The organism is Streptomyces sp. NPDC048516, assembly GCF_043199875.1.
Lineage (GTDB): Bacteria > Actinomycetota > Actinomycetes > Streptomycetales > Streptomycetaceae > Streptomyces.
In genome coordinates, this window is the sequence record NZ_JBICWS010000017.1 from 124,186 (window position 1) to 144,957 (window position 20,772).

The window sequence follows — 20,772 nt, forward strand, 5'->3', positions numbered from 1 at the left end:
CCGGCCACCGGATCGGCCGATGCCCCGTCAGGTCACCGTTGGCGCGTTCGGTACGGACATGTCCAGGATTTTATTCATGCGCCCTTTCCTCGTGACCTGCCTCGGCGCCGTGTGCACCGCCGCCCTCGCCCTGTCCTCCGCGCCGGCGGCCGGTGCGCATGCCGTCCCCGCCCCGGCCGCAGCGCCGCGCGCCACGAGCACCCCCGAGCCGCCCGGCAGCACCCAGTCCCTTCCGGTGCCGACGCCCGGCGCGGCAGCCCCCGACGCCACCGACCGTGACGCCGCCACGGTGCCCGCGCCCAGGACGCTCGGCCTGCCGGCCCGCACCGTGCACCCGTTCTCCCTCCTCGGGGTGGTCTGGGAAGACGCCGCCTCCGAACTGCACGGCCGGGTCCAGGTCCGCACCCGCGCCACCGGCACCACCCGGTGGTCCGACTGGCAGGACGTCCAGGTCCACAACGACGACGCCCCCGACCTCGGCTCCGCCGAACGGCACGGCAGCGACGTCAGGGGCAGCACCTCTCCGCTGTGGGTCGGCGACTCCGATGCCGTCCAACTACGGATCACCCCCGAGAGCAGCGACCGCGCACCGGCCACCGTCCCGGCCGGGCTGCGGCTGGAACTCGTCGACCCCGGCAGGACCCCGCGCGGCCTCCGCGGGGCGCACGCCGGCCCGCCGGGCCCGGTCGGCACCGGGGCGGCCACGGCCGCGGCCTCCGCCGCCAACGCCCTGCTCGCCCCGCTCGGCGCCACCGAGATCCCGGCCCTCGACCAGGTCGCCTCCCTGGCCGATATCGCCGCTGCGGGCCTGCTGTCCCCGGAGCGTGCCTACGTCGGAGCGCGCCCCCGGATCGTCACCCGGGCAGGCTGGGGCGCCGACGAGGAACTGCGGGAGAAGGCCTTCATCTATACCGACACCGTCCGCGCCGCCTTCGTCCACCACAGCGGCTCGGGCAACGACTACAGCTGCGACGAGGCCCCCGCGCTGATCCGCGCCATGTACCGCTTCCACGTCAAGAGCAACCACTGGCGGGACATCGGCTACAACTTCCTCATCGACAAGTGCGGCACGGTCTACGAGGGCCGGGCGGGCGGCGTCGCCAAGCCCGTCATGGGGGCCCACACCCTCGGCTTCAACGCCGACAGCACCGGAATCGCCGTCCTCGGCACCTTCACCGACGACGAGCCGCCGCGGCGCGCCGTGGACGCCATCGCCCGTCTGGCGGCCTGGAAGCTCGGCCTGTACGGCGTCGATCCGCGCAAGATGACGAAGCTGCTGTCCGCCGGCGGCAACCGCTTCCCCAAGGGTTCCAAGGTCCCGCTGCACGTCATTTCCGGCCACCGCGACGGCTTCACCACCGACTGCCCGGGCTTGCACCTCTACAACAAGCTCGGTGCCGCCCGGGCCGCCGCCGCGGGGCTCCAGGGCCGCTGACCCGCCGCGGTGAATCGGGTGATCATGCGCGGTTTTGCGGGCGTTCGGCATGGTGTGAAGTGCAGGATCCACTGAACCGTCCCGGCCGTTGACGCGTCCTCACGACCACGGCGTCCGCGCCCCGGCTCCGTGCCGCCCGGTGGCCTGAACAGCACGGGGCCACCCCCACCGCCGGGGGCGGCCGGGACGCCCGTCTGCCTACACTGGTCCGCCGATCGGCCGACCCCAGCAGGAAGCAGAGAAGCCACCGTGAGCGTCGCACGTGCAGCCGCCGGGCTGCGGTCGACGACGAGAGCCGCACCGCTGCGCTGCGCGGGCGGAGATGCGCACAGAGGACACCGTGAGCGTCGCACGTGCAGCCGCCGGGCTGCGGTCGACGACGAGAGCCGCACCGCTGCGCTGCGCGGGCGGAGAAGCGAACAGAGGACACAGTGAGCGTCGCACGTGCAGCCGCCGGGCTGCGGTCGACGACGAGAGCCGCACCGCTGCGCTGCGCGGGCGGAGAAGCGAACAGAGGACACAGTGACTGAAGCGATCCTCCTGGTCGGCGGCAAGGGCACACGGCTGCGGCCGCTGACGGTGCATACGCCCAAGCCCATGGTCCCGGCGGCCGGCGTGCCGTTCCTCACCCATCAGCTGGCCCGCGCCCGGGCCGCCGGCGTCGAGCACATCGTCCTCGCCACCTCCTACCTCGCCGAGGTCTTCGAGCCGTACTTCGGCGACGGGTCGGCGCTGGGCCTGCACCTGGAGTACGTCACCGAGCACGAGCCGCTGGGCACCGGCGGCGCCATCCGCAATGTCGCCGAGCGGCTGCACTCCGCCCCCGACGAGCCGGTACTGATCTTCAACGGCGACATCCTCACCGGCCTGGACATCGCGGCCCTGGTCGGCACCCACCGCACCTCGGGTGCCGATGTCTCGCTGCACCTCACCCGGGTCGAGGACCCGCGCGCCTTCGGCCTGGTCCCCACCGACGACACCGGGCGGGTCACCGCCTTCCTGGAGAAGCCGCAGACCCCCGAAGAGATCGTCACCGACCAGATCAACGCCGGCGCCTATGTCTTCAACCGGTCGGTCATCGACACCATCCCGGCAGGACGCCCGGTCTCCGTCGAACGCGAGACCTTCCCCGGCCTGCTCGCCGAGGGCGCCCACCTCCAGGGCATGGTCGACTCCACGTACTGGCTCGACCTCGGCACCCCGCAGGCCTTCGTCCGAGGCTCCGCCGACCTGGTCCTCGGCCGCGCCCCGTCCCCGGCGGTGCCCGGCCGCCGCGGGGACCGCCTGGTCCTGGAGACCGCCGAGGTCGCCCCGGACGCCAAACTCACCGGCGGCACCGTCGCCGGCGCCCGCACGGTCATCGGCTCCGGCGCCCGGGTCGACGGCAGCGCGGTCCTGGACGGCGCGGTCATCGAGGAGGGCGCCCAGATCCGCGACTCGCTGATCGGTGCCGGTGCGCGCATCGGGGCCCGTACGGTCCTGGACGGTGCGGTCATCGGCGACGGCGCGCGGATCGGCGCCGACAACGAGCTGCGCGGCGGCATCCGCATCTGGTGCGACGCCGACATCCCGGCCGCATCGGTGCGCTTCTCCTCCGACCAGTAGCGGGCCGGACAGGAGCCGGTGGGCCGGAAGGCGGCGGGCCGGTAGACGTGGGCCGGCAGCCCGGCAGCCCGGCAGCCCGGCAGCCCGGCAGCCCGGCAGCCCGGTGGACCGCTCACCGGGGCCCGGCCCGTCGTTGTCCACAGGCCCCGGCGCCGTCCCGGCCGTATCGCCTAGCCTGGCCGCATGCCCGCCCGCACCTGGCTCCCGCCCGGCCCGCTCGACCTGCACCGCACACTGGGTGTGCTGCAGCGCGGCCCCGGCGACCCCGCGTTCGCGGTGCGCGGCGGCGAGCTGTGGCGGGCCTGCCGTACGCCGCAGGGCCCCGGCACGCTGCGGCTCGCGGCCCGCCCGTCCGCCGGCGGCATCGAGGCCGAGGCCTGGGGCCCGGGCGCCGACTGGCTGCTGGACCGGCTGCCCGACCTGCTGGGGGCGGGTGACGACCCGGCGGAACTCACCGCCCGGCACCGCATCGTCCACGAGGCCCGCCGCCGCCACCCCGGCGTCCGGCTCGCGAGGACCGGTCTGGTCCTGGAGTCGCTGATCCCCTCGATCCTGGAGCAGAAGGTCACCAGCGACGAGGCCTACCGCGCCTGGCGGCTCCTGCTCCAGCGGCACGGCGAGGCCGCCCCCGGCCCCTGGGACCGGATGCGGGTGATGCCGGACCCGCGCGGCTGGGCGCTGATCCCCTCCTGGGAGTGGCACCGCGCGGGCGTCGACGCCAAGCGCTCGGCCACGATCCTGCGCGCGGTGCGGGCCGCCCGCCGCATGGAGGAGGCCGCGCGGATGGAGCTCGCGGACGCCACCCGGCGGCTGACGGCCCTGCCGGGCATCGGCCCCTGGACCGCCGCCGAAACCCTCCAGCGCACCCTCGGCGCACCGGACGCGATCACGGTCGGCGACCTGCATCTGCCGAAGATCATCGGCTACGCCCTCACCGGCCGCCGTGGCACCACCGACGAGCAGATGCTCGAACTCCTCGCCCCCTACGAGGGCCAGCGGCACCGCGCGGCCCGGCTGATCCTGCTGTCCGGCCGCGTCCCGCCGCGCCGCGCCCCGCGCTTCCCCGTGGGGGACATCGCCCGGCTCTGACCCCGGAGCGAGCGCGCAGGTCAGCGTATGACGGCATCAGCGCATGACGGCATCAGCGCACGGCGCACGATGACATCAGCGCACGACGACGAAATCGTCGGCGGTCCGCGCCGGACGGGGCGCCGGTGCCGCCGCCGGATGTCCGATGGCCACCGCCCCCATCGGCTCCCAGTTACCGGGGAGCCCCAGCACCTCGCGGACCACGTCCCGGCAGAACATCGTCGACGAGATCCAGGCGGAGCCGAGGCGTTCGCCCGCCAGTGCGACCAGGAAGTTCTGGATGCCCGCGCCATGGGCCACCACGAACATCTCGCGCTCCGCGGCGCTCCGCCGCGCGTCGGGGTAGTCGTGCGCGCCGTCCGTCACCATGCACGGCACCGCCAGATACGGCGCGTTGCGCAGCACATCGCCCCGCCGCACCCGCTTGGCGATGGACTCCTGCGTCTTGCCGTCCGCGCGCAGATCCGCGATCCAGGCGTCCCGCATCGCGTCCAGCAGCCGCTCCCGCGCCTGCGGCGACTCCAGGAGGACGAACCGCCACGGCGTGGTGTGATGCGGCGCCGGGGCGGTGAGCGCCGCCGCCACCGCGCGCCGGACCGCCCCCGGATCGACCGGCTCGTCACGGAAGGCGCGGACCGTACGCCGCGCCGTCACCGCTTCGCGTACGGCCTCCGAGGTGCCCAGCCGGAACATGTCGTCCTCGGTGCCGCGCACCATGGCGCGTGCCCCGGCGCCGTCGTCCGCCTCCTCGACGACATGGGGGAGTCCGCGCACCACCGCGACCGGCAGCCCGGCGGCCTTGCCCTTCACCAGGTCGCCCGCGGCGGCCAGTTCGTCGGCGGTGGCCACCACCGTCGCGCTGAGCGGATTGCCGTACGCGTCGGTGCCGCCGCGCAGATCGTCCAGCACCCGCACCCCGGCGGCCCCGATGGCGACATCGGTGAGGCCGGTGCGCCACGGCCGCCCGAAGGTGTCGCTGATGACGACGCCGACCTCGACGCCGAGCTCGGTACGCAGGCCCGCCCGCAGGGCGCGTGCCGAGGCGTCCGGATCCTCCGGCAGCAACAGCACCGTTCCCGCGGGCGTGTTGGAGGCGTCCACCCCGGCCGCGGCCATCACCAGGCCCTGCCGGTTCTGCACGATCCGCAGGGTGCCGCGACGGGCCACCACCCGCACCGTCTCCCGGTCGATCGCCGCCTCGCGGTCGGTGGCCTCGACCACCCGGCCCTCGGCCTTGCTGACGATCTTCGAGGTCACCAACAGCACGTCGCCGTCGGCGAGTTGCGGCATGCCCTCGGCCGTCGCCGCCGAGGCGATCAGCTTGACGAGATCATCGCCCGGCCGCACCTCGGGCACTCCCGGCAGCGCCCACACCCGGTACCCGGGCACCCCCTCGGGGTCGTTCACGCCCGGACCTCCTCGGCCATGGCCAGCGCCTCGCGCACCATCGCGGCCGTGGCGTCCAGGTCGGTCATCATCAGCGGCACGGCCCGGCAGCGGATCCCGGCCGCCTCGACCCCGGCCACCGCGTCCGCGTCCACGGAGTCCACCAGCCAGCCGTCCAGCAGCCCGGAGCCGTAGTGGCGGGCGACGGCCGCGGCGGTCGACTCCACGCCCACCGCCGCCAGCACCTTGTCGGCCATCCCGCGCACGGGGGCGTCGCCGACGATGGGGGAGAGGCCGATCACCGGCACCCCGGCGTCCGCGATGGCCTCCCGGATGCCCGGCACCGCCAGGATCGTCCCGATGCTGACCACCGGGTTGGACGGCGGGAACAGCACCACATCCGCGTCGGCGATGGCCTCCAGCACGCCCGGTGCGGGCTTGGCCTGGTCCGCGCCGACCGGCACCACGGCATGCGCCGGCACCGAGGCGCGCAGCCGTACCCAGTACTCCTGGAAGTGGATCGCCTTGCGTTCCCCGTCCTCGTCGATCGCGACATGCGTCTCGACCCGGTCGTCGGACATCGGCAGCAGCCGTACGCCGGGCTTCCAGCGCGCGCACAGCGCCTCGGTGACGGCGCTGAGCGGATATCCGGCACCCAGCATCTGGGTCCGCACGATGTGGGTGGCGAAGTCCCGGTCACCGAGCCCGAACCACTCCGGGCCGACGCCGTAGGCGGCCAACTCCTCCTTCACCCGGAAGGTTTCGTCGGTGCGTCCCCAGCCCTGCTCCTCGTTGATGCCACCGCCGAGGGTGTACATCACGGTGTCGAGGTCGGGGCACACCTTGAGCCCGAACAGATGGATGTCGTCACCGGTGTTGCCGATGACGGTGAGGTCCGCGTCCGGAGCCGCTGCCTTCAGTCCCCGCAGAAAGCGGGCGCCGCCGATACCGCCGGCCAGAACCACGATTCGCATGGCCCCAGCATGGCAGGGGCCGGCGGGTGGGTGTCAGGGGGCCAGCACCTCGGACGGGGCGGCCGCGCCACCGACGGCCGTGGCCTGGCTGGGGTGCATCGGCATGTCGGTCAGGCCCGGGAAGTAGACGTGCAGGCTGACCGCGGGGGTCAGGGCGTCGTTGACGACCTCGTGGACGTAGCCCGGGGCGAACACCCGCTGGGCGCCGGCCGCGAGCGTGCGGGGCCCGGTCGCGGTGTGCTCGGTCAACTCGCCTTCCAGGACGGTCAGCACCCCGGAGGACGCCCCGTGGTCGTGCCGGCCACTGCCCTGCCCCGGCACCCAGCTCAGCAGCCAGACCTCGTAACCAGGGGCCGTGCGCAGCCGGTGGTACCAGCGGGTGGTGGTGTCGTAGCGGACGAGCGGCGCCCAGGCGGCGCGGTCGGCGGCGATCGAGCGGGCCAGTCCCGCGAAGCCGGCGACGGTGGTGGGGTGCGAGGGAACGGGCGGCAGCAGGTGGGGGATGGCGAGCGGGTCGCCGGCGATCTGGACGTCGCTGTTCATGGGATTTCGGGTTCCTCGGCAAGGTGCTGGGGTCCCAGCCGTAGCTGGGGGAGGGCTGCGGCACGGCGCGGGCTCTCCCTGTGGGGGGCGCGGCGCGGCGACGCGGAGCAGGGGTGCTGCGGGGTGGTGCGAGCGAAAAGCTGGAGCTCAGTGGCTTCGACAGCTGGAACAGCGACAGCGGGCCTGCGCAGCGCAGAGCGACCCGTAGGCACGGGTCAGTCGGAGCGCGGAGGTCGCTGGCATGCGGTCCAGGAGACCGGGTTCACGCGACGATGTCAACTTGATGACTGGTTTGCCGTAAATCTTTCACCTCATCCGGTTACTCCGCCCGGAGAAAGGTTTGTGCAGTCGTTGGCACGGAGACATCGACCGGCAACCGCACCTTCAAACGCCGCTGCGGCCCCGTGATCCGTCTGTGATCTCCCCCGCTTCGGCGCGCGGGGTGCAACGTGAATGCCGCCTGATCGCGTCTTGGTGAGTGACTGAGGATGTGCCGGGTGGCACGCCCGGGGAAGTGTCCTGGTTTTTACTGATTTGAACACTTTCCGCATACGCTTGGTTCCGCCGAGTGAATAAGAGGCCCAATAGCAGATCTCGGCTTGACTGGCCCGGATCACCACACTTGTAATTTCACTCGTGTCGTTCAGCCGAAATCGATCACGGCTTGATCACGGGGACGTAAAGACAGACGAGGGGCGCACATGACCGAGCTGTTCCAGGAATTGCTGGTCGAGGAGGCGGACGAGGAGCTCGGCTGGCAGGAGCGCGCACTGTGCGCCCAGACCGACCCCGAGTCCTTCTTCCCGGAGAAGGGTGGCTCCACCCGCGAGGCCAAGAAGGTCTGTCTCGCCTGCGAAGTCCGATCCGAATGCCTGGAGTACGCGCTCGCCAATGACGAGCGCTTCGGCATTTGGGGCGGCCTGTCCGAGCGCGAGCGGCGCCGGCTGAAGAAGGCCGCCGTCTGACGATGACAGCGCAGCCGGCCGGACCGACCGGGCGCGGCCTCACGGACCACGCCGCCCTGCCACCTCAACTCCCCATATCCCCCTATAGCGAACACTCCGCCTCCAGCGACTCGTGCGCCGGGGGCGGACTGCTGTGTGCTGCTTCGTACGCGCCCGGTCGGGGTACCGGCGCGAACCATTAGTGTGGGGCCCCGTCCGAGATGCGCCGCCGCCCTGCCGGGCGCGCGCGTCGCCTCGTAGTCCGTCGCAGTGTCTTCCGGGGGCGGGGCCTTAGCGCGACTTCGCCGCGGGCCTTCGAACTCCCGGGTCCGGAGGGCCCGTACCTCGATGTCCGTGCACAGCCAGCCGGCGGCCCAGGCCGCCTCATACGCAGCCGCCACCCCAGAGTTCCCGAGGCACGTCGTCACCGCCGTGATCGTCTCCCATGACGGTGCCCGCTGGCTGCCCGACGCGCTCACCGGCCTGCTCGGCCAGGAGCGCCCGGTGCAGAACGTCATCGGCGCCGACACCGGCAGCGCGGACCACTCCGCCCAGCTGCTCGCCGAGGCCATCGGGGACCAGCGGGTGCTGCACCTCGCCCGCCGCTCCGGATTCGGCACCGCCGTCGACGAAGCCGTCCGCACGGCCCCCGAACTCACCCCCGACGACCTGCCGTACCTGCGCCGCCCCAGCGGCTGGGACCCGGTCAGCCGCACCTGGCGCGACGAGGCGTACGACATGCCGGAGCTGCCGCACGGCGAACCGGTCCAGTGGCTGTGGCTGCTGCACGACGACTGCGCGCCCGAGCCGGACGCGCTCGCGGAGCTGCTGCGGGTCGCCGACGCCAGCCCCTCCACCGTGATCGTCGGCCCCAAGCTGCGCAGCTGGTACGACCGCCGGCAGCTGCTCGAAGCGGGCGTCAGCATCGCCCGCAGCGGTCGCCGTTGGACCGGCCTGGACCGCCGCGAACAGGACCAGGGCCAGCACGACCAGGTGCGCCCCGTGCTCTCCGTCTCCACCGCCGGCATGCTCATCCGCCGTGACGTCTACGAGGAGTTGGGCGGCTTCGACCGCCGGCTGCCCCTGATGCGCGACGACGTCGACCTGTGCTGGCGCGCCCAGGCCGCGGGACACCAGGTCCTGGTCGCACCGGACGCGATCCTGCGGCACGCCGAGGCCGCGGCCCGCGAGCGCCGCCCCATCGACTGCGTCGGCCGCTTCGTCGCCAACCCGCACCGCGTCGACAAGGCCGGCGCCGTCTACACCCTGCTCTCCAACACCCGCGGCGCGATCCTCCCGTACGTCCTGCTGCGGCTGCTGATCGGCACCTTCCTGCGGGTGATCGCCTACCTCGTCGGCAAGGTCCCGGGCCAGGCGCTCGACGAACTCGCCGGACTCTTCGGCACCCTGCTGCGGCCCGGCAAGATCCTCGCCGCACGGAAGAAGAGAGGCCGCCCCGCGGTCGATACCGGCGAACTGCGGCCGCTCTTCCCGCCACCCGGCGCGACCGTGCGGGCCACCGTCGAACAGGTCGCCGGCAACCTCGCCGGGCGGGCCGCACCGGATGTGGCCTCGGCCGGCCGGCACGGTGCGGTCGAGTCCGGGCCCGGCGGCGACGACGCCGACTTCCTGGAGGTCGAGCAGTTCGCCCGGCTCAAGCGGATCGCCCGCAAGCCCGCACCGGTCCTCTTCCTCGTCCTGCTGCTGGTCTCGCTGATCGCCTGCCGCGACCTGCTCGGCTCCGGCGCGCTGACCGGCGGAGCGATGCTGCCCGCACCCGGCAGCGTGTCCGATCTGTGGTCGGCGTACCTCGACAGCTGGCATGCGGTCGGGGTCGGCGGCAGCGCCTCCGCGCCGCCCTACCTGGCCGTCGTCGCCCTGGTGTCGAGCATCTTCCTCGGCAGCACCGGCTTCGCCGTCACCCTGCTGCTGGTCTGCTCCGTCCCGCTGGCCGGCCTCACCGCCTACTTCGCCTCCCGCCCGCTGGTCGCCTCCCGGCTGCTGCGGGCCTGGGCGAGCATCGCGTACGCCTTCCTGCCCGCGGCCGCCGGTGCGCTGGCCGGTGGCCGGCTGGGGACCGCGGTGCTCGCCATCCTGCTGCCGCTGATGGCGCGAGCCGCCGTCGCGGCGAGCGGACTGCGGCTGCCCGCGGGCACCCGGCCCAGCTGGCGCGCCACCTGGGCGTATGCGCTGCTGATCACCTTCACCATGGCCTTCACCCCGGTCGTCTGGCCGATCGCGGTGCTGCTCGGCACCGGGCTGCTGGTGCTGCGCTTCCTCGGTGGCCACCGCGACCACCTGGGCGCCTACGGGCTGCGCTTCCTGGTCGTGCTCCTCGCGCCGCTCGTCGTGCTCGCCCCCTGGTCCCTGTCGCTGCTGACCCAGCCGTCCCGCTTCTTCCAGGAGGCCGGCCTCGGCTACGGCGCGGGATCCGCCTCCGTGCTCGACCTCATCGGGCTCAGCCCCGGCGGCCCCAAGGCCGTCGGCGGGGTGCTGCTCTTCGGCATCGTGGCGGCCGCGCTCGCCGCGACGCTGCGCGACGAGCGGCAGCGCGCGATCCGCATCGCCTGGGCGGTGGCCCTGGCCGGCCTGCTGTTCGCGGCGCTGGGCAACGGCTCCGGATGGACCGGGCCCGCGATGCTCGTCTACGGGCTGGCGCTGCTGTGCGCCGCCGCGATCGGCGCCGAGGGCATCCGCACCCGGATGGCCAGCCTCGGCTTCGGCTGGAAGCAGCCGGTCGCCGTGCTGATCGCGCTGGCGTCCGTGCTCGCCCCGCTCTACGCCGCGGTCAGCTGGATGATCACCGGTGCCGCCGGTCCGCTGGAGCGGCGCAACCCGGAGCAGGTCCCGGCCTTCGTCGCCGAGGAGGCCGGCACCTCCGACCGGGCCCGCACCCTGGTCCTCGACGGCACGCCGGGCCATGTCGACTACTCCCTCGTCCGCGGCTCCGGAGCCGCGCTCGGTGACGCCGACCTGGCCGCCGCGGCGGGCGAGGACAAGCGGCTCGGCGGCATCGTCGCCCACCTGGTGGCCGGCTCCGGCGCCGACCAGACCAACCAGCTCGGCGGCTACGCGGTCCGCTACATCCTGGTCAGGGGCGGGGCACCGCGCGAGATGGGCCGGGTGCTGGACTCGACGCCGGGGCTGACCCGGCTCAGCCAGGACGACGGCAGCGCCCTGTGGCGCGTCGACCGCCGGGTCTCGCGGCTCTCGATCGTCGCGGGCGAGGCCAAGGACGGCACCAGCGCCGGCGAGGCCGCCGCGCCCATCCCCGTCCCCTCCGGCCCCGTCGAGGCGCACACCAAGGTGCCCGGCGGCGCCGACGGCCGGGTGCTGCGTCTCGCGGACGCCGCCGACGAGGGCTGGCAGGCCACGCTCAACGGCGCTCCGCTCAAGCCGCGGACCGTCGACGGCTGGGCCCAGGGCTTCGCGCTCCCCGCGGGCGGCGGCACCCTCGACCTCACCCACGAGAACCCCGTCGGCCACACCCTCTGGCTGTGGGCGCAGGGCCTGCTCGCCGTCGTCCTTGTGGTCCTGGCGCTGCCGGGCCGCCGCCGGGAGATCGACGACGACCTGCCCGAGGACACGGCCGCCGAGCTGGCCGCCGCGGCGACCGGCGACGGCCGCCGGGCCCGGCGCCTGCGGGCCCAGGCCGAGGCCGCCGGCGCCCCCGAGGCGGCCGGTCCCGGCGTCCCCGGGGCCCGGGCGGGAGAGGCGGGGGAGCAGCCGCTCGACCCGGCCGCCGACCCGATGGCCGCCGCCGCCCCGATGGACCCGATGGCTGACCCGATGGCCGCCGCGGCCGCCGCCCAGGCCGCGGACGGCATGCCAGGGGCCGCTGGTCCCATGGGGGACGCCGGCCCGTACGGCGCCGTGCCGCAGCAGCAGTCGTACGACGCCTGGCAGGCCGCCCAGCAGGGCGAGCCCGGCATGCCGGGCCACCCCGGCGAACAGCAGCCCTACGCCCCCGCCGACCCCTACCAGGCCGGGCAGTACGGCCGGCCGCCCTACCCGCCGGGCGACCCCTACCAGGACGCAGGCCCGTACGCCGCGGACCCCTACCAGGCGGGCGCCTACGACCCGTACGGGTACGGGCAGCAGCAGTACGGCGACGGCGGGCCGCAGCACCAGCAGCCCTACGACGACGGCACCGAGTACCCGGGGTACTCCGGCTCCTACCCCGAGCCGCGCCGTGACGGGAGCGACCAGCAGTGAAGCGCACCATGATGTCCCTGATCGGCGTGACCGTGGCGCTGGCCGCCGTCACCGGCGTCGCCGCCGTGGCCGGGCCGGGCGGCGGCGCCCCCGACGCACCCCGCGGCGGCACCCGGCTGCCCGTCCAGCGCTCCGCGCTGCTGTGCCCGGCCCCGACCTCCTCCGAGGTCGGCGAGACCGCCTACACCGCCTTCGCGCCCCGGGGAGCCGCCACCGGCGCGGACGGCAAGAAGGGCACCGCCCAGCTGCTGCCCGCCGGCACCGTCAAGGACACCGGCGGCGCGGACGACGGCAAGACCAAGGGCAAGGACAAGGGCAAGAAGAACACCAAGGGGGGCGCGGGCGGCGCCGCGGACCCCGCCGCCGGGCAGGCCGTCCCGCCCCGCGACACCAAGCCCGTGGTGCCCCTCCGGCAGGCAGGCCGGCCGGTCACCACGACCACCGACCGCCCCGACGCCCCCGCCCTCGTGGGCACGGCGGACGGCACCCTCGCCCCCGGCTGGACCGTCCAGCAGACCACCTCGGTCGCCGCCGGCTCCGGCCGCGGCCTCCTGGGCCTGGGCTGCACCACCCCCGACACCACGTTCTGGTTCCCCGGCGTCAGCACCGCCACCGACCGCCAGGACTACGTCCACCTCACCAACCCCGACTCGACCCCGGCCGTCGTCGACCTCGAACTGCACGGCAAGGACGGGGCGTTGGCGGGCTCGGCCGGCGAGGACATCTCCGTCCCGCCGCACACCACGGTCCCCGTCCTGCTCTCCACCCTCACCAACACCCCCACCACCAACGCGACCCTGCATGTCGTCGCCCGCGAGGGCCGGGTCGGGGCCGCCGTCCAGGCGAGCGACAGCAAGCTCGGCAGCGACTGGCTGCCGCCCGCCGCCGACCCCTCGCCGAGCGTGGTGCTGCCCGGCGTCCCCAAGGACGCCACCTCCGTCCGGCTGGTCGCCCTCGCCCCCGGTGAGTCCGACGCCGACCTGAAGGTGCAACTGGCCACCCCGACCGGAATGATCACCCCCGCCGGAGTGGAGACCCTGCACCTCAAGAGCGGGATGACCACGGCGGTGGACCTCAAGGACCTGACCAAGGGCGAAGCCGGCTCGCTGGTGCTCACGCCCTCCGACCGCGGCTCCAAGGTCCCGGTCGCGGCCGCGCTGCGGGTGACCCGCGGCAAGGGCGCCAAGCAGGAGATGGCGTTCATCCCCGCGACCCGGCCCATCGAGAAGCGCGCCACCGCCGTCGACAACCGCGGCAAGGACGCCACCCTCTCGCTGGTCGCCCCCGAGAAGGGCAAGGACGCCAAGGTGAAGGTCACCGCGTCGGCCGGCAGCGGCGGCGGGACCCCGGTCACCAAGACGTACACGGTCAAGGGCGGCACCAGCCTCGATGCCGCCCCGCCCCGCCCGACGGGCCTGAAGGGGAGCTACGCCCTGACGGTGGAGCCGGAGTCCGGCAGCGGCCCCGTCTACGCGTCCCGCATGCTCGCCCGGCCCCAGGGCGGGGTGCCCGCCTTCACCGTCCAGCCGATGCCCGACGACCGCGGCTCGGTCCTCGTCCCGACCGCGGGCCAGAACCTGTCGGTTCTCACCGACTGACCGCAGCCGCTCCCGCGGACCCGCGCGACGGCCTCAGTCCTGGCCGTAGCGCGGGTCCACCGACTCCGGGGCCAGCCCCAGCAGTTCGGCGACCTGCTCGACCACGACCTCGTGCACCAGCAGCGCCCGCTCGTCACGGCTCTTGGTCCGGATCTCCACCGGCCTGCGGTAGATCACGATCCGGTCGCGATATCCGCCCGCGGCCGGCGCCACCCGCCCCAGCGGCACGGTCTCCTCGTCGGCGGCCGCATCCGGCCCGTCGTCCGGCCCGAACCCGGGCACCTCCAGGACGAGGAAGTCGACCTGGGAGAGCTGCGGCCAGCGTCGCTCCAGCCGGTCCCGGGAGTCATAGACAAGATCCACGAACGCGTCGGCACGGGTCACCGACAGCGGCACCTGGGGCGGCGCGATCGGGCCGCGCATGCCGCGGCCGTGGCGGTCGCGGCGGCGGAGCCGCGGCTGTGCCGGTCGGGGAGGTACAGGACTGTCCATCAGCATCGAGCGTAGCCGTCCGGCGCCGCCTCACACCGGGGAGCGCGGCAAGACGTGGCATGTCGCCGGCTGACCGGAGCTGTCCGCATCGAGTTCGTTTGCCTTCCCTCATGAGATCGCGGACCGACCCCGGAATGGCGGGAAATGTCTGGAGTCGCCACGAGATTCCGTGCCGCGCGGCGCCCGCCCCGGCGTGCCCGTCCCAGGTCAGGTCGAGCGGGTGCAGGTCAGACGCATCGGACGAAGCGGGACGACACGGTTGGGTGAGCCGGGGGAGAGTCGTCGCGGCCCGCTCAAGAGTGCGGTACCGTCCAACGTCGTGAGCCCTGTACGTCGCTGTTCGCGCACTGCGTGCGGCCGCCCCGCCGTCGCAACGCTGACGTACGTCTATGCGGATTCGACCGCCGTGCTCGGACCGCTCGCCACCTACGCCGAACCGCACTGCTATGACCTGTGCGCCGAGCACTCCGAGCGCCTGACCGCGCCCCGCGGCTGGGAAGTTGTCCGCCTCGCCCTCGACTCGGGTCCGCCCCGCCCCAGCGGCGACGACCTCGAAGCCCTCGCGAACGCCGTACGCGAGGCGGCCCGCCCCCAGGAGCGCGCGGCCGGCGCCGGCGGCGCCCCCGGCCCGGGTGCCCGCGACACCCATCCCATGGAAGTCGCCCGCCGCGGCCATCTCCGGGTGCTGCGCTCGCCGGATTCCTGAGCACGGCGGGCCGTTGCGCCTCCCGGCCGGGCCCGCAGCGATCAGGACGTACCGGCCCGCGGGCCGTGCCGCCGCCCGGTAGGTTGGGAGTCCGTCAAGACTCTCCAGGAGGGCTGGCTGTGACTGATCTGTCGCAGATCGTGAAGGCGTATGACGTACGCGGCGTCGTCCCCACCCAGTGGGACGAGACGCTGGCCGAGCTGTTCGGGGCCGCCTTCGCCGAGATCACCGGCGCGGACGCGATCGTGACCGGACACGACATGCGGCCCTCCTCGCCCGGCTTGTCCCGCGCCTTCGCCCGCGGCGCTGCGGCCCGCGGCGCGGACGTCACGGAGATCGGTCTCTGCTCGACCGACGAGCTGTACTTCGCCAGCGGCGCACTGGGCCTGCCCGGCGCCATGTTCACCGCCTCGCACAACCCCGCCCGGTACAACGGCATCAAGATGTGCCGGGCGGGCGCGGCGCCGGTCGGCCAGGACACCGGTCTCGCCGAGATCCGCGCGCTGGTCGAGCGCTGGTCACACGAGGGCGCCCCGGAGCCGGTCGCCGAGTCGGGCAGCGTCACCCAGCGCGACGTCCTGGGCGACTACGCCGCCCACTTGCGCGGCCTGGTGGACCTCAGCGGCATCCGCCCGCTGAAGGTCGTGGTGGACGCGGGCAACGGCATGGGCGGGCACACCGTCCCGACCGTCTTCGAGGGTCTGCCGCTCGAACTGGACGCGATGTACTTCGAGTTGGACGGCTCGTTCCCGAACCACGAGGCCAACCCACTGGATCCCAAGAACATCGTCGACCTCCAGGCGCGCGTGCGCGAGACCGGCGCCGACCTCGGCCTCGCCTTCGACGGCGACGCCGACCGCTGCTTCGTCGTCGACGAGAACGGCGACCCGGTCTCCCCGTCCGCGATCACCGCCCTGGTCGCCGCCCGCGAGCTGGCCAAGCACCCCGGCGGCACGGTCATCCACAACCTGATCACCTCCTGGTCGGTGCCGGAGGTCGTCAAGGAGAACGGCGGCGAACCGGTCCGCACCCGCGTCGGACACTCCTTCATCAAGGAGGAGATGGCCAAGACCGGCGCGATCTTCGGCGGTGAGCACTCCGCGCACTACTACTTCCGCGACTTCTGGAACGCCGACACCGGCATGCTCGCCGCGATGCACGTCCTGGCGGCCCTCGGCGGCCAGCAGGGCCCGCTGTCGCAGCTGGTCGCGCAGTACGACCGGTACGCGGCCTCCGGCGAGATCAACAGCACCGTCGACGACCAGACCGGCCGGCTCGCCGCGATCAAGTCGGCCTACGAGGGCCGGGCGGGCGTCACCCTCGACGAGCTGGACGGACTGACCATCACCGCCGACGACTGGTGGTTCAACGTGCGCGCCTCCAACACCGAGCCGCTGCTGCGGCTGAACGTCGAGGCCCGCGACAGGGCGACCGCCGACCGGGTCCGCGACGAGGCCCTGGGGATCATCCGCGCCTGAGCTCCCGCGTCCCGCACCCTGCGCCGCCGGGGCCGCCCGCGCCGCCCGCGCCGCCGGGGCCGGGCCCCGGCGGCGGCCCCTCGGTGGTGCCGGACCCTGGGTGGTGGCGGCCCCTGGGGGTGGGCCCCCTGGGCCTGGGGGGCGGGCGACCGCCGCACCCTCGCCGCCCGCCACCCCAAAACCCCTCCGAGCACGCCCCCGCCCCCCGCCCGGCGGTAGGCTGGCCACGCCGCAACCGCCCCGAAGGAGCACGTCCATGCCGGTCGACGCCAGCTTGATCCAGATCCTCGCCTGCCCGGCGTGCCACGCCCCGCTCGACGACCGGACGGCCGGCGACCCCGCCGAACTGCTGTGCACCTCCGGCGACTGCGGCCTCGCCTACCCCGTGCGGGACGGCATCCCCGTACTCCTCGTCGACGAGGCCCGCTCCCAGGGCACGGGAGACACCCCCAGCCCCGCCTGACCGGGCGCCGCCGGGCCCGCCCCGGCCCCGCCCCGTGTTCCCCCGCCCGTACCGGCGATCGGAGGCCGCGCCCACCATGCTCGACGAGTCACTCCTCGACACCCCTGACGCACTGGCGGGCGCCGACCGTTTCGGTCTGCTGCGCGGCGTCGCCGAATCCGGCGCCCGGGTCCGCACCGCCGCCCGCAGCGCCGCCGAATCCGGCATCCCCGAGCTCACCCCCGACGGGCGGCCGCGCGCCGTCCTCGTCGCCGGGCCAGGACCCGCCGCGGCCGGAGTCGCGGACCTCCTGCGGGCGCTCGGCGGCGGCAGCTGCCCGGTCACCCTGATCGCGCCCACCGGAGTCGCCCCGCTGCCCGGCGCGCTGCGCTGGACGCTGCCCGGCTGGGCCGGGCCCCTGGACCTGCTGCTGCTCCCCGGCCCGGACGCCGCCGACCCCGGCCTCGCCGAGCTGGTCGAGCAGGCCTACCGCCGCGGCTGCGCCGTCGTCGCCGTCACCCCGGCCGGCGGTCCGCTCGCCGACGCCGTCGTCCAGGCCCGCGGCCTGTGCGTCCCGCTGGCGACCACCCCCTACGACGCCGAGTTCGACGTCGAGGGCGCCCCGCCGGCCGCCCCCGGCACCCTCTGGTCGGTGCTCATCCCGCTGCTCGCACTCGCCGACCGGATCGGCCTGCTCAGCGCCCCGCCGGAGGACCTGGGCAAGCTCGCCGACCGCCTCGACCAGCTCGCCGAACGCTGCGGCCCGGCCATCCCGACGTACACCAACCCCGGCAAGACCCTCGCCGCCGACCTCGCCGACTCCTTCCCGCTGATCTGGACCGAGGGCACCATCGCCGGCGCCATCGGCCGGCACTTCGCCACCGAGCTGGCCGGGCTCGCCGGCCGCCCCGCGCTCGCCGCCGAGCTGCCCGAAGCGCTCGCCACCCACCGCACCCTGCTCGCCGGTGCGCTGGCCGCCGGCGCCGACCCCGACGACTTCTTCCGCGACCGGGTCGAGCAGCCCGCCGCGATGCACGCCAGGGTCGTGCTGCTGCGCGAGCAGGAGCCGGGCCCGCTGTCCGCCACCCGCGCCGCCCAGGCGCTCGCCGAGGAGCGCGACACCGCCGTCAGCGAACTGGAACCGGAGGCCGGCAGCGACCTGGAGAAAGCCGCGGAACTACTCGCCATCGTGGATTTCGCCGCCGTTTACCTGGCGCTCGCCGGCACCGAGTGATCTTTGAGGATCGGCCCGCACCCGCCGGCCGGCCGCATGACTGCGCAGCCACGTACGCCCCTCAGGAAGCAGTAGTCCCATGGATCGCCTCGCCAATACCGTGCGCCCCTACGCCTGGGGTTCCACCACCGCCCTCCCGGAGCTCCTCGGCACCGCACCGACCGGCGAACCGCAGGCCGAGATGTGGATGGGCGCCCACCCCGGCGCCCCCTCCCGCATCGACCGCGGCGCGGGCCCCGTCTCCCTGGCCGAGGTGATCGACGCCGCCCCCGGGACCGAACTGGGCGCCGACACCGTCCGCGCCTTCGGCCCCCGGCTGCCCTTCCTGCTCAAGCTGCTCGCGGCCGGCTCCCCGCTCTCCCTCCAGGTCCATCCCGACCTGGCGCAGGCCGGGGAGGGCTTCGCCGGCGAGGAGCGGCGCGGCGTCCCGATCGACGCCGCCCATCGCAACTACAAGGACGCCAACCACAAGCCCGAACTGATCGTCGCGCTCACCCCCTTCGACGGGCTGTGCGGCTTCCGGCACCCGGCGCAGGCCGCCGACCTCCTCGCGGGCCTGGACGTCGACGACCTCACGCCGTACGTCGACATCCTGCGGGCCACCCCGGAGGAGGACGCGCTGCGCGAGGTGTTCACCGCCGTCCTGAGCGCCGAGCACCACGCGATCGCCGGCACCGTCGAGCGGGCGGCCCTCGCGGCCGACCGGCTGGCGGACAAGGGCGGCCCGTACGCCGAGGACTACGCCGCCTACGCCGGCATCGCCCACCACTACCCGGGCGACCCCGGCGTGCTGGCCGCCATGCTGCTCCACCACGTCCAACTCCAGCCCGGCGAGGCGCTGTTCCTCGGCGCCGGCATCCCGCACGCCTACCTGAGCGGCCTCGGCGTCGAGCTGATGGCCAACTCGGACAACGTGCTGCGCTGCGGCCTGACCCCCAAGCACGTCGACGTGCCGGAGCTGCTGCGGGTGGTCCGCTTCGAGGCCGGCGACGCGGGAGTGCTGCGCCCCGAAGAGGTGGACGGGGAGGAGATCTACGAAACCCCCGTCGACGAGTTCCGGCTCTCCCGCTTCGCCCTGGCCCCCGGCGCCGCCCCGCGCCCGCTCGTCTCCCGCACGCCGCAGATCCTGCTGTGCACGGCGGGGACGGCCCGGCTGCGGGGCGGCGAGGCTGACGGGGGGACCGGGGCCGGGTGCGAATTGACCTTGTCACCCGGTGAATCCGCATTCGTACCGGCCGGCGAACACCTCACACTCTCCGGAGAGGGCACGCTCTTCCGCGCGACGGTGGCGGCCTAGACGCCTTCGGCGGGGCCGCCCGGGGACCGGCGGGCGTCGGAAGCCGCCGCCGGGCGTCGCAACCCGCTGCCGGGCGTCGCAACCCGTCCGCCGGGCGCCGCGACCGTCTGCCAGGTGGCCTCCTGGCAGACGCCCGCCGCGGGGCTGCAACAATGACCGCCGCAGCATTAAAGCGGCGGTAAAGGCCGGACGACGGAAGGGACATGCGGCACTTATGAGCGCATCAGGCGGGACAAAGGCGATCGTTGCGGCGCTGGGCGCCAACCTGGCGATCGCCGCGGCGAAGTTCGTGGCCTTCGCCTTCAGCGGCTCGTCCTCGATGCTGGCCGAAGGTGTGCACTCCATCGCGGACTCCGGCAACCAGGGCCTGCTGCTGCTCGGCGGCAAGAAGGCCAAGCGCGCGGCAACCGCCGAGCACCCCTTCGGCTACGGCCGCGAGCGGTACATCTACGGCTTCCTCGTCTCCATCGTCCTGTTCACCATCGGCGGCGTCTTCGCGCTCTACGAGGGCTACGAGAAGATCCACGAGCCGCACGCGCTGGACAACTGGTACTGGCCGGTCGGCGTCCTGGTCTTCGCGGTCATCGCCGAGGGCTTCTCCTTCCGTACGGCGATCAAGGAGTCCAACGAGCTGCGCGGCAAGCAGACCTGGGCCCAGTTCGTCCGCCGCGCCAAGGCCCCCGAGCTGCCGGTCGTGCTGCTGGAGGACTTCGGCGCGCTGGTCGGTCTGGTCCTCGCGCTGGGCGGCGTCGGCCTCACCCTCGCCACCGGCGACGGCATCTGGGACGGCATCGGCACCATGTGCATCGGTGCGCTGCTGGTGGTGATTGCCCTGGTCCTGGCCGCCGAGACCAAGTCCCTGCTGCTGGGCGAGGCGGCCGGTCCCGAGCAGCTTGCCAAGATCCGCGAGGCGGTCGTCGACGGTGAGGTCGTCACCCGCGTCATTCACATGCGCACGCTCCACCTCGGCCCCGAGGAGCTGCTGGTCGCCGCCAAGATCGCGGTCCAGCACGACGACACCGCCACCCAGATCGCCCAGGCCATCAACGCCGCCGAGGCCCGCATCCGCGAGGCCGTGCCGATCGCCCGGGTCATCTACCTGGAGCCGGACATCTACAACGAGGCCACAGCCGCCGCGGGCGCCGACCCGTCAAAGACACCGGGCGGCGCCTGAGCCCCGTATAGGCACCGGCGCCGGGCCCGGCGCCGCCTGTGACCAAAGGCCCCCGCACTCCTGGCGAGTGCGGGGGCCTTCTCCGTACGGCGCCCGGCTTATCGGCCTCGGGCCTGTCGGCCTCGGGCTTATCGGCTTCGGGCTTATCGGCCTCGGGCCT

Annotated in this window: 16 protein-coding genes; 12 read left to right on the forward strand and 4 right to left on the reverse strand. The window is 74.2% G+C overall.

The window, feature by feature from the left end; translation table 11 throughout:
* The first annotated feature begins 76 nt into the window (after positions 1 to 76).
* The 3 genes from ACGFR7_RS29100 to ACGFR7_RS29110 all read left to right on the forward strand — a co-directional run bounded on the left by ACGFR7_RS29100 (position 77) and on the right by ACGFR7_RS29110 (position 4,129).
* Complete coding sequence (locus tag ACGFR7_RS29100) at positions 77 to 1,435, forward strand: peptidoglycan recognition protein (RefSeq protein ID WP_393324996.1); 1,359 nt, start codon at positions 77 to 79, stop codon at positions 1,433 to 1,435.
* 522 nt (positions 1,436 to 1,957) lie between these two features.
* Complete coding sequence (locus ACGFR7_RS29105; protein WP_393324998.1) at positions 1,958 to 3,040, forward strand: sugar phosphate nucleotidyltransferase; 1,083 nt, start codon at positions 1,958 to 1,960, stop codon at positions 3,038 to 3,040.
* Between the two features lie 183 nt (positions 3,041 to 3,223).
* Positions 3,224 to 4,129, forward strand: coding sequence for a DNA-3-methyladenine glycosylase family protein (locus ACGFR7_RS29110; protein WP_393325000.1), 906 nt, complete (start codon positions 3,224 to 3,226; stop codon positions 4,127 to 4,129).
* 75 nt (positions 4,130 to 4,204) lie between these two features.
* On the opposite strand, the gene ACGFR7_RS29115 is transcribed toward ACGFR7_RS29110, so the two are convergent.
* Genes ACGFR7_RS29115 through ACGFR7_RS29125 form a run of 3 tightly spaced genes read right to left on the reverse strand, consistent with a single transcriptional unit; the run spans position 4,205 to position 7,032 of the window.
* The gene (locus tag ACGFR7_RS29115) at positions 4,205 to 5,536 is read right to left on the reverse strand and encodes a coenzyme F420-0:L-glutamate ligase (protein ID WP_393325001.1); all 1,332 of its coding nucleotides are present in this window, start codon (positions 5,534 to 5,536) and stop codon (positions 4,205 to 4,207) included.
* A complete protein-coding gene (gene cofD / locus ACGFR7_RS29120; protein ID WP_393325003.1) occupies positions 5,533 to 6,489 on the reverse strand; it encodes a 2-phospho-L-lactate transferase in 957 nt (318 codons plus the stop codon). The genes ACGFR7_RS29115 and cofD overlap by 4 nt, the downstream gene beginning before the upstream one ends.
* Positions 6,490 to 6,522: 33 nt before the next feature.
* The gene (locus ACGFR7_RS29125) at positions 6,523 to 7,032 is read right to left on the reverse strand and encodes a cysteine dioxygenase (RefSeq protein ID WP_393325005.1); all 510 of its coding nucleotides are present in this window, start codon (positions 7,030 to 7,032) and stop codon (positions 6,523 to 6,525) included.
* Between the two features lie 701 nt (positions 7,033 to 7,733).
* On the opposite strand from ACGFR7_RS29125, the gene ACGFR7_RS29130 reads away from it, so the two are divergent.
* The 3 genes from ACGFR7_RS29130 to ACGFR7_RS29140 all read left to right on the forward strand — a co-directional run bounded on the left by ACGFR7_RS29130 (position 7,734) and on the right by ACGFR7_RS29140 (position 13,789).
* The gene (locus ACGFR7_RS29130) at positions 7,734 to 7,997 is read left to right on the forward strand and encodes a WhiB family transcriptional regulator (RefSeq protein ID WP_003983763.1); all 264 of its coding nucleotides are present in this window, start codon (positions 7,734 to 7,736) and stop codon (positions 7,995 to 7,997) included.
* A gap of 327 nt (positions 7,998 to 8,324) precedes the next feature.
* Positions 8,325 to 12,191, forward strand: coding sequence for a glycosyltransferase (locus ACGFR7_RS29135; protein ID WP_393325006.1), 3,867 nt, complete (start codon positions 8,325 to 8,327; stop codon positions 12,189 to 12,191).
* A complete protein-coding gene (locus tag ACGFR7_RS29140; protein ID WP_393325008.1) occupies positions 12,188 to 13,789 on the forward strand; it encodes a DUF5719 family protein in 1,602 nt (533 codons plus the stop codon). The genes ACGFR7_RS29135 and ACGFR7_RS29140 overlap by 4 nt, the downstream gene beginning before the upstream one ends.
* 33 nt (positions 13,790 to 13,822) lie before the next feature.
* On the opposite strand, the gene ACGFR7_RS29145 is transcribed toward ACGFR7_RS29140, so the two are convergent.
* The gene (locus ACGFR7_RS29145; protein WP_393325010.1) at positions 13,823 to 14,281 is read right to left on the reverse strand and encodes a metallopeptidase family protein; all 459 of its coding nucleotides are present in this window, start codon (positions 14,279 to 14,281) and stop codon (positions 13,823 to 13,825) included.
* Positions 14,282 to 14,540: 259 nt separating this feature from the next.
* On the opposite strand from ACGFR7_RS29145, the gene ACGFR7_RS29150 reads away from it, so the two are divergent.
* The 6 genes from ACGFR7_RS29150 (at position 14,541) to ACGFR7_RS29175 (ending at position 20,612) form a co-directional block, all read left to right on the forward strand.
* A complete protein-coding gene (locus ACGFR7_RS29150; RefSeq protein WP_393325011.1) occupies positions 14,541 to 14,987 on the forward strand; it encodes a DUF3499 domain-containing protein in 447 nt (148 codons plus the stop codon).
* A gap of 119 nt (positions 14,988 to 15,106) precedes the next feature.
* On the forward strand, positions 15,107 to 16,465 hold the full coding sequence (locus ACGFR7_RS29155) for a phosphomannomutase/phosphoglucomutase (protein WP_393325013.1): 1,359 nt from the start codon (positions 15,107 to 15,109) through the stop codon (positions 16,463 to 16,465).
* Between the two features lie 256 nt (positions 16,466 to 16,721).
* Positions 16,722 to 16,928: a Trm112 family protein gene (locus ACGFR7_RS29160; protein ID WP_393325014.1), complete on the forward strand. Its 207-nt coding sequence runs from the start codon at positions 16,722 to 16,724 to the stop codon at positions 16,926 to 16,928.
* A gap of 76 nt (positions 16,929 to 17,004) precedes the next feature.
* Positions 17,005 to 18,141: an SIS domain-containing protein gene (locus ACGFR7_RS29165; protein WP_393325015.1), complete on the forward strand. Its 1,137-nt coding sequence runs from the start codon at positions 17,005 to 17,007 to the stop codon at positions 18,139 to 18,141.
* Between the two features lie 79 nt (positions 18,142 to 18,220).
* Positions 18,221 to 19,438, forward strand: coding sequence for a mannose-6-phosphate isomerase, class I (manA, locus tag ACGFR7_RS29170; RefSeq protein WP_393325017.1), 1,218 nt, complete (start codon positions 18,221 to 18,223; stop codon positions 19,436 to 19,438).
* A 214-nt stretch (positions 19,439 to 19,652) separates the two neighbouring features.
* Complete coding sequence (locus tag ACGFR7_RS29175) at positions 19,653 to 20,612, forward strand: cation diffusion facilitator family transporter (RefSeq protein WP_393325019.1); 960 nt, start codon at positions 19,653 to 19,655, stop codon at positions 20,610 to 20,612.
* Positions 20,613 to 20,772: the final 160 nt, after the last annotated feature.